At 72.4% G+C, this 7,209-nt stretch carries 6 protein-coding genes; 1 reads left to right on the top strand and 5 read right to left on the bottom strand.

The features are described from left to right. The 5 genes from KS423_RS33220 to KS423_RS33200 all read right to left on the bottom strand — a co-directional run. The coding region (locus KS423_RS33220) for a transposase (protein ID WP_374120073.1) at window positions 1-632 on the bottom strand (632 nt) is incomplete at its 3' end. Between the two features lie 241 nt (window positions 633-873). After that, window positions 874-4,524, bottom strand: a complete 3,651-nt coding sequence (gene fxsT, locus KS423_RS33215; protein WP_224283473.1) for an FxSxx-COOH system tetratricopeptide repeat protein — start codon at window positions 4,522-4,524, stop codon at window positions 874-876. A 44-nt stretch (window positions 4,525-4,568) separates the two neighbouring features. Beyond that, window positions 4,569-5,051, bottom strand: a complete 483-nt coding sequence (locus KS423_RS33210; protein WP_224283472.1) for a hypothetical protein — start codon at window positions 5,049-5,051, stop codon at window positions 4,569-4,571. A 300-nt stretch (window positions 5,052-5,351) separates the two neighbouring features. Next, window positions 5,352-5,993, bottom strand: coding sequence for a hypothetical protein (locus KS423_RS33205; protein WP_224283471.1), 642 nt, complete (start codon window positions 5,991-5,993; stop codon window positions 5,352-5,354). A gap of 192 nt (window positions 5,994-6,185) precedes the next feature. Beyond that, window positions 6,186-6,503 (bottom strand): hypothetical protein, encoded by a 318-nt coding sequence (locus KS423_RS33200; RefSeq protein WP_224283470.1) that lies wholly within the window; start codon window positions 6,501-6,503, stop codon window positions 6,186-6,188. Between the two features lie 273 nt (window positions 6,504-6,776). On the opposite strand from KS423_RS33200, the gene KS423_RS33195 reads away from it, so the two are divergent. Then, complete coding sequence (locus tag KS423_RS33195; protein WP_224283469.1) at window positions 6,777-6,917, top strand: hypothetical protein; 141 nt, start codon at window positions 6,777-6,779, stop codon at window positions 6,915-6,917. Window positions 6,918-7,209: the final 292 nt, after the last annotated feature.

The following is a 7,209-nucleotide window of genomic DNA, read 5'->3' as shown; positions in this document are numbered from 1 at the left end:
GGCGACCAGCAGTCTTGGCGGACTACCTGATCAACGTGGCCCCGTTGCCCGCGTTCCAACGTGATGCCGAACTCCCTTGTCGTCAGCCCGAATCCGTTAACTACCTGGTCTTGGGGGGAGCCCCCGACCTTGCCGGACAGCCGATCCTGCACATACTGCCGCAACTCGTCGTGCTCGACGAGCTTGCACGGTTTGGGACGGCGGGCCTGCCGGTCGCAGTGCCACTGTGCGACCGAGGCCCGGTAGTCCAGGCGCCCGCCACGGGTGGCCGCGTTGCGCCGCAACTCACGCGAGACCGTCGAGGGCGCCCGCCCCAGATGGCGGGCGATCTCCCGTACCCCGCATTCCCGGGCGCGTAGCAGCGCGATCTCCTCGCGCTCGGCGAACGACAAGTAGCGCCCTGACGGCTCCTCAAGAATGATCGGTGGCATGCCGCCACCTTCACGGAACCAGCGTGTCCCCAGCACCGGCGACACGCCGACCGCGACGGCGGCATCCTCGCTGGTCAGGCCCTTCGCAACGAACCGCCAGAACCGCTGCCGCTCGGCCCGCCGACTGATCGGAGGCCGACCCGGCGACCGCAATGGCGGACGACCCGCCTTCAGCGCTGCACGCGCCCGTCCCTGAGCCACAACACCCTCCTCGATCGAGGTGTTGCGACGATCAGTTGAATCCGCCGACGCAAAGGAGATACGGCGAACGCGACACCGGACGGTACGGCTTCGCGCCGCTGCTGACACCACGGCCGAACTTCACAGGTGGGTGCGGGCGCAGCGGGCTGGGTGGGCCGCAGAACGGGACACGAGTGCAAGCCGGGCATACACCCCGTCTGAGCCCCGCCGCCCCGGGCCCGGGGCGGCGGGGCGGCGGGGCTCAGACCGACTGGAGTTCGAGGTCGAGGTCGATCGCGCACCCGTCGCGGGCCGCCCGGGTGTCGGGATGGTCGGCGCCCAGGCGGCGAGTGAGGCCGTCGAGGGCGTGGGCGTGGTGTTCGGCGGCCTCGACCGGTCGGCCAAGGCCGCGCAGAGTGCGTGCGAGGTTGGCGGCACAGGCCAGTGCGTCCGGGTGCTGCATGCCGTAGCGGGCACCCAGGTCGGCCAGGGCCCGCTGCAGGAGGGGCAGCGCCGCGCCATGGCGGCCGGTGTCGGCGTAGGCGTTGGCGAGGTTGATCACCGCCTTGAGGGTGAACGGATGCGTCGGGCCCACGCATCGGCCCAGCGCCTCCACCGCCGCCTTGCCGCGCACGATGGCAGCCTGGGCGTCACCGCTGGTCCTCAGGTAGAGGGCGAGGTTGGCGGTACAGGCGAGGGTGAACGGGTGGTCGGCGCCGAGCAGCCGCTCGTACGTGGCGTGGATCTGGACGGTCAGGTCCCAGGCGAGGCCGTGGTCGCCGGCAGCGCTGTGGTCCGCGGCCAGGTTGGCCGCGCAGATCAGAGCGTCCGGTGTGTCTGCGCCGTAGCGTTCCCGGTAGCGCTCGTAGACGGTGGCGTTCTTCGTACGGGCCTCCTCCAGCCGGCCTGCCCGGCGCAGCGAGACGGCCAGCGAGGTGTCGTTGCGCAGCCGCTCCGGCAGGTCGGGGTCGAGGACTTTGGCGAAGCCGACGGTGACCTCGCTCAGCAGGGCGATCGAGGCCGGAAAGTAGCCGAGGTCGCGCAGGTCGCGGGCGAGGCAGTACTTCGTTGAGAGGGTGGCCGGGTGCCGCAGGCCCAGCACGGCCTCTCGTCGTTGCAGGGTCTCCTGGTCCAGGTCGCGGGCGGCCTGGCTGTCCCCGACCAGCCGGTAGTCGATCGCCAGGTTGTTGGCCATGGCCAGGGTGCGCGGGTTGTCGGCGCCGAACAGTGTGGTGAGGCGGGCGTAGGTGTCGAGGTCGAGCGCGAGCGCGGGCTGGAAGCGGCCCAGGCCCCGTAAGTCGGCGGCCAGTGACCCGGCGGTCATCAGGGCGTCCGGGTGGTGTTCGCCGAGGGTGGTCCGCTGGCGTTCCAGGACGTCCTCGTCCAGCGTCAGCGCTTCGGTGTAACGCCCCAGTGAGCGCCGGATGTTGGCATGGTGGAAGCGTAGCCGCAGGTTCTGTGGGTCGTCCGGGCCGAGTTTGTCGGTCCATACCGGGATGAGGGTTTCGCTCAGGCGGTCGGCGCTGTGCAGTTCAGCGCGCTTCCACAGGTAGCGGACGCGGTCGATGAGCAGTTGCCGGGGCTGTGGGGCGTCGCATCGGTGGGTGGCGCAGGCGGTCAGGTGCGGCCAGATCTCCTCCAGCGCGGGCCAGCTGGCCGGATTGTCGATGTCGTGGTCGGCAGGGCGCGCGGCGGCCAGGATGAGGTGGACGTCGTGGGCGGCCCCGCGCTGCTCCTCTGCGGTCATTGTGCTGCGGATGACCGCCTGGACGAGCCGGTGCAGTTGGATGCCGGTGCTGTCGACCCGGGCGAGGGAGTAGCGTCCGATCTTCTTGATAGCTACGCCGAGGTTGATCTGGGCGGCTGGTCCGTCGGCCCGCGCTCCGTAGAGCGCGTGGAGTATCTGCTCGTTGTCGTAGACGAGCCGGGTGGAGATGGGCTCGGGGGCGAAGAACGCGCACAACTGCAGCAGGCGGGCGGCCGCGGGGGCCTCGGCGCGCAGCCGGGTGATCGAGACGTTCCAGGCGGCTGCCACCGTGGAGGGGTAGTCCACCGGTCGGCCCATCGAGAGGACCTGGGCGGCCGCGCTGCGTAGTTGGGTCAGGTAGGAGTCGACGGGCATGCCGGTGGCGTCCAGCCAGGCGGCGGCCACCTCGATCGCCAGGGGGAGGTCGCCGAGTTCGTGGGCCACCGCGTCGGCGTTCGGTTCGGTCAGGCCCGCGACGCGGCGGCACAGGTGCTCGATGCTCTCGCGGCGGGTGAAGACGTCCACGGCGAGGGCCTCGGCCACCCGGTTCCACTCCGGGTTGCGGGAGGTGACCAGGATGTGGCCCGAGCCTCCCGGCAGGAACGGGAGGATCTCGGCGGGGTCGTCGGCGTTGTCGAAGATCAGCAGCCAGCGGGCGGCCGGGGTGCCCCGCCGCAGGGCGGTCAGGGCGGAGTTGGCGGCCTCGGCGACCGAGTCGCCGACCGGCAGGCCGAGTTCGCGTGCCAGGTCGGCGAGCGTGGGGCCGATCAGCTCGGGCTGTTCGGCGTCGATCCACCAGACCAGGTCGTACTCGGCTGCGAACCGGTGCGCGTACTCCAACGCGATCTGTGTCTTGCCGATCCCGCCGAGGCCGTAGAGGGTCTGGGAGCTGGGCAGGACGGCCGCCATTCCGCCGCCGAGCTGCCGGTGCAGGTGTTCCAGGACCGTGCTGCGGCCGGTGAACGACGGGTGGCGGGGCGGGGCCTTGAAATGGGCCGGGCCTGTGCCGGGGTAGCGCAGGCCGGTGAGGTCGGGTGGTCGCGGTGCGCCGCCGAGTGCGGCGAACAGGGCGGCGGCGGCCTGCTCGGGGCGGTGGCCGGTCAGCTCGACGGTCGGGCCCGAGGGGTGGGAGGCCGGCGGCGACGCGGCGTCGATGCGTGCCGTCACCAGGGCGTGCTCGACGGGGTCGGCACAGCGCGGCGAGCGTAGGTAGGCGGTGGACAGCAGCACGATCGTGCGGTCCGCGTCGGCTTCCTCGCAAAGTGGGCCGAGTCCTGCCGCGGTCAGGACGGCCTCGATCCACCGGGCCCAGACCTTGTCCTCCGGGGCGTGACGCAGGGCGATGCCGGTGGCCGGGGCCGGTGGGCCGCACAGCGGGCAGGGCACGGGCTGGCGCAGCCGTACGGATCCGCGGTGCAGGCCGTACGGGTGTGGTGGCGGGCCGGAGCTGGCCTCGATCAGCTGGTCGGCGGCGGCGCACAGCTCGCCCGGTCGGCCGCCTGCCGCGTCGGCGGCCGCGGTCAGTTCGGACTCCGGGGCGCCGAGGTCGTGGACGGCGAGGCGGTCGGCCAGGTAGCCGACGGACTCCCACGTGGTGAAGTGGCGCACGGGGAGCATCGCGCGCCGTCGGGTGCGCAGTTGCTGGTCCGTACTGCGGGTGGTCACCACGAGTTCGCTCCTGGGGGCCGGGTCCGGCCACAGGTCATGGAGGTCTCTGCGGTCGGCCAACGCGTCCAGGACCAGCAGCCACCGGCGGTTCGTGGTGTGCAGCCACGCGAGGAAGGCGGCTGCGGCGTCGGGTCCTTGGGCCAGCCCGAGGTGAGCGGCCGCCCGGGCGTAACTGTCCCGTACGGCGGCCCGGCTCGATGCGTCGGTCCACAGGAGCAGGTCCACGGTGCCTTCCCGTAGGGCGGACTGGGCGCGGTGGGCGGCGGCCTGGGTCTTGCCGGTGCCTTGCGGTCCGCTCAGTACCGTGGCGGTGCCCGTGCGCAGGGCGCGGTCGACGGAGGGGCGGTGGTGGTAGCAGTCCGCGACCGTGGGGACGGTGCCGATCTGCATCGGCCAGGTGAGGGCCGGTGGGGCGGTGGGACTGTGGACGTGGATGTCGCCGCGGACGCTCCCGGCCACCACGCCGCCGGAGTTGACGAGGTCGTGCTGGCTGCGCACGCCGGTCCGCGGACCGGCGGGGCCGTGCTCGGCTCCGGGGACGGTCAGCGCGGGTCCGTTCCCGGCGGGGTAGGGCGGTCGGGTGCGCCGATGGTGACCGAGCCGCTGAAGTCCCGGCCGATCGCACCGCCCTGGTTGTCGATGTCCCGGCCGGCTGTGACTCCACTGTTGTCGGCGTGGACCTGGGGAGCGGGGTCGGCGGGGGCGGGGGCCAGCAGGGCGCGCAGTTGCTCGGCGGCCTGGGCCTGTTCGGCCGGATCCAGCCCTTCCAGGAAGTCGGCCAGCCGGGTCTGCCAGGTGTGTTCCTGTCGCTGTGCAAGGGCTGCCCGTTCCTGCGGGGCTGCGGCTTCCAGTTCCTCCCTGGTCCGGTCGAGGCGTGCCTGGGCGAGGCGTTCGTCCTCGGTCCGCCCGCGGCCTAGCAGGCGGGCGATCCGTTCCCGGGTGGCCGCCCACACGTCCGTTCCGGCGGCCTGGACGATCCCGGTGCCCCCGGCCGCGGCCAGTGCGCTCAACGCCTCCGACAGCATTCCTGGCTACCCCCTGTGCCTCGGTGGTGCTCCCTGCAGAACTGACTTACATTCAACTCCAATGGTTCCATCGAAAGAAGACCGCCGTCCCGCGGCCGTCCGCGCCGCGACCGTGTCCCGGCGGGCATCCCGCTCGCCGGCATCTACCTGCACGCGCTGTCCGGGCTGGACGAGCGCGGTGCCGACCTGCCGGATATCTTCGGCCTGCAGCACCGGTTGCGACAGGTCTCAGCCGGTGCTGGCACAGGTCCGGCCCGTGCGGGGTCGGCCCGATGCGTCACACACGGCTCCGGTTGCGTGCTACCGCTCGTAGACCATCTCGGGGAAGCGCGGCGACGGGCCGTCTAGGAGGTGGTCGTCGTGGCCGCGCAGCCAGCGGTCGAAGAACGACGCGACGTAGCTGCGGGTGGCCAGCTCGGCGCGGTCGGGGCGGACGTCGCCGACGTCGCGGGTCAGGTCCTCCGGGCTGATCGCGCCCTGCCGAGCCAGCTGCGGGAGCAGGGACTGGGCGTCGGTGTAGGAGCCGTGGCGGGAACCGGTGAGGGTCACGTCGGCGTGCCAGCCGGTGCTGTGCTGCCACAGGGCGTTCCAGCCGGGCTGTTGGTGGTAGCTGCCGGAGTCGGGGTCCTGGGTGCCCATGAGCAGGAAGGGCCGGGTCAGGCCGTCCTCGGCGACGCTGGGCAGGAAGACGCCGGTCCTCCCGTCCGGGCGGGAGAAGTGCAGCTGGCCGTCGAGGTTGACGCCGGCCTTGAGGCGCGGATCGTCGTGCATGGTCTGCAGGGCCGTGGAGCCGCCCCCGGAGTGGCCGACCATGCCGATCCGGTCGAGGTCGAGGGAGGCGGCGAGGCCGGTGGCGGGGGCGCCGGACAGGAGGTGGTGTCGCGGTCGGGGCCGCGTGGCCGGGGTTTCAGGGGCGAATCGGGGCCCGGACGGCCGGGGCATGGCGGGCGGTGGACAACGCCGCGTCCGGCGTCGGGCGTTCGCGGGGCGCTTGCGCGGGGCCTTGCGGTGGGTTCGTGGCGGGCGTCCCGGTGCCCAGTCCCACGCGTGGGACTGGGCACGGTGTTCCGGGTCGAGGGTTACCGGCGGGTTTTGCCCCGGGGCGAACCGGCCGGAGGGCACTGGGTGGTCGGCTCAGGCGAGGCGCTTGAGCAGGGCTTTGCGGGTGGGTTCGTGGTCGCGGGCCAGGCGCAGCAGTTCGCGGATGGCCTCGGACTTGTCCAGGCGGGTGCGGCGGGCGTCGTAGCGCAGGGCCAGGAGCCAGCGGTCGATCTCGCTGGCTTCTTCGGGATCGACGCGCACGGTCAGGGCGACGGCGTCGGCGGCGGCCGGGGCGGGGCGCCGGCCGCCGCGTGGGTGGGGGGTCGGTTCTGTGTCGGTCGTGGCCGGTCTGCGGGTGTCGGGCAGACCGATCAGTGTTGCGGCTTCCCTGAGTCGGTCCTGAATCCCCATGCCCGCCCTTTCGGCCCGTATTCGTGACGCTTTGCCCCCTCCAGGCTACCCACAGTGACACATATGGGCTAGGTGTGCCGTCTCATGAGGTTGGTGCCGCCGTAGCGATCAAGCGATTAGTCGTCGGTCGGCGGCCTCTTTCGGTGACTGGCGGTACCGGGGAGGTGGTGGGCCTGGCGGGGGGCGCCCCCGACCCGAGCCGGTGGTCGGCTGCTCGGACGCCTGTAAGCAAGCGGCCTACCGCAAGCGTGCCGCCGCGGCCCGGCTGGAATCTTGGACGGCGAGCTGGTGGTGATGCGCGCCGGCGTCCCGTCGTTCGCCGGCCTGCAGGGCCGTATTCACCGCACTCGCCCGGCGGCGGTGCAGGCCGGGGCGGTGGCCGCACCCACTCTGTACGTCGCGTTCGACCTGTGAGCGGTCGCTGCTCGCCGAACCGTACGCGCGGCGGCGAGCCGGGTTGCAGGGCTCTCGGGTGGACGGTACGCGCTGGATCCCATTGCTCGTGGCGCGCACCGTCTTCGGTGTCGGTCGCTTCGGTCGCTGCCGTCCCATGGGGCTGGTCAGCGGTTGGGGTACTTCTTCGCGTGGTGCAGGCGGATGTACCAGTACGGGTCGTCGAGCCTGCCGGCGGCAGCGCGGCGGCGGTCGCGGTTGGTGGGCAGGGGAAGAATGATCGGCGGGCGGCCGTTGGCGTGGCGTTTGTCGT

The sequence above is a fragment of the Streptomyces sp. LS1784 genome, assembly GCF_020103755.1.
GTDB lineage: Bacteria > Actinomycetota > Actinomycetes > Streptomycetales > Streptomycetaceae > Kitasatospora.
Note: the sequence above shows the minus strand (reverse complement) of the source record. Positions and strands in the feature narration are given on the sequence as shown.

Coding starts and splice junctions, on each gene's coding strand:
- KS423_RS33210 (WP_224283472.1), bottom strand. CDS start 5,051: ATGCTGTCGGAGGCGTTGAGCGCACTGGCCGCGGCCGGGGGCACCGGG.
- KS423_RS33205 (WP_224283471.1), bottom strand. CDS start 5,993: ATGCCCCGGCCGTCCGGGCCCCGATTCGCCCCTGAAACCCCGGCCACG.
- KS423_RS33200 (WP_224283470.1), bottom strand. CDS start 6,503: ATGGGGATTCAGGACCGACTCAGGGAAGCCGCAACACTGATCGGTCTG.